The organism is Streptomyces sp. SID1328, assembly GCF_009865595.1.
In the GTDB taxonomy this organism is placed as follows: domain Bacteria; phylum Actinomycetota; class Actinomycetes; order Streptomycetales; family Streptomycetaceae; genus Streptomyces; species Streptomyces griseoluteus.
This window is the reverse complement of record NZ_WWKH01000381.1, coordinates 1-1,151: the sequence shown is the minus strand read 5'-3', so window position 1 is coordinate 1,151 and position 1,151 is coordinate 1. Positions and strand designations below refer to the sequence as shown.

Sequence of the window (1,151 nt, the reverse complement as noted above, 5' to 3'; positions counted from 1 at the left end):
GGCGGCGGGCAGGAGGTCGCCCACTCCAGCGAACGGCCGTAGCCCCACGGGTCGTCCACCTCGACGGGCTTGCCGTACTTGGCGGTCTTCCACACGTTGTAGAGGAACGGCAGGATCGACAGGCCGAGCAGGAACGACGAGATCGTGGAGACCGTGTTCAGCGCGGTGAAGCCGTCGGCCGCCAGGTAGTCGGCGTACCGGCGCGGCATGCCCTCGGCGCCCAGCCAGTGCTGGACCAGGAAGGTGCCGTGGAAGCCGATGAACAGCGTCCAGAAGGTGATCTTGCCGAGCCGCTCGTCCAGCATCTTGCCGGTGAACTTCGGCCACCAGAAGTGGAAGCCGGCGAACATCGCGAACACCACGGTGCCGAACACCACGTAGTGGAAGTGCGCCACCACGAAGTACGAGTCCGAGACGTGGAAGTCCAGCGGCGGCGAGGCCAGGATGACACCGGTCAGACCACCGAAGACGAAGGTGATCAGGAAGCCGGTCGTCCAGAGCATCGGTGTCTCGAAGGACAGCGAGCCCTTCCACATCGTGCCGATCCAGTTGAAGAACTTCACACCGGTCGGGACCGCGATGAGGAACGTCATGAAGGAGAAGAACGGCAGCAGCACACCGCCGGTGACGTACATGTGGTGCGCCCACACGGTCACGGACAGACCGGCGATGCCGATCGTGGCCGCGATGAGGCCCATGTAGCCGAACATCGGCTTGCGCGAGAACACCGGGATGATCTCGGAGATGATGCCGAAGAACGGCAGCGCGATGATGTACACCTCTGGATGGCCGAAGAACCAGAAGAGGTGTTGCCATAGCAGGGCCCCGCCATTGGCGGCGTCGAAGACATGGGCACCGAACTTGCGGTCCGCCTCCAGGGCGAACAGCGCGGCGGCCAGCACCGGGAAGGCCAGCAGGACCAGCACACCGGTCAGCAGCACGTTCCACACGAAGATCGGCATGCGGAACATCGTCATGCCCGGAGCGCGCATGCAGATGATCGTGGTGATGAAGTTGACCGAGCCGAGGATCGTGCCGAAGCCGGAGAAGGCCAGACCCATGATCCACATGTCGGCGCCGATACCCGGCGAACGGACCGCGTCCGACAGCGGGGAGTAGGCGAACCAGCCGAAGTCGGCCGCGCCCTGCGG

General features: G+C 64.6%; 1 protein-coding gene. It reads right to left on the bottom strand.

Features of this window, described 5'->3' with window-relative positions; all coding sequences use genetic code 11:
* On the bottom strand, positions 1 to 1,151 hold a 1,151-nt coding region (locus tag GT030_RS11180), incomplete at both ends, for a cbb3-type cytochrome c oxidase subunit I (RefSeq protein WP_161200960.1).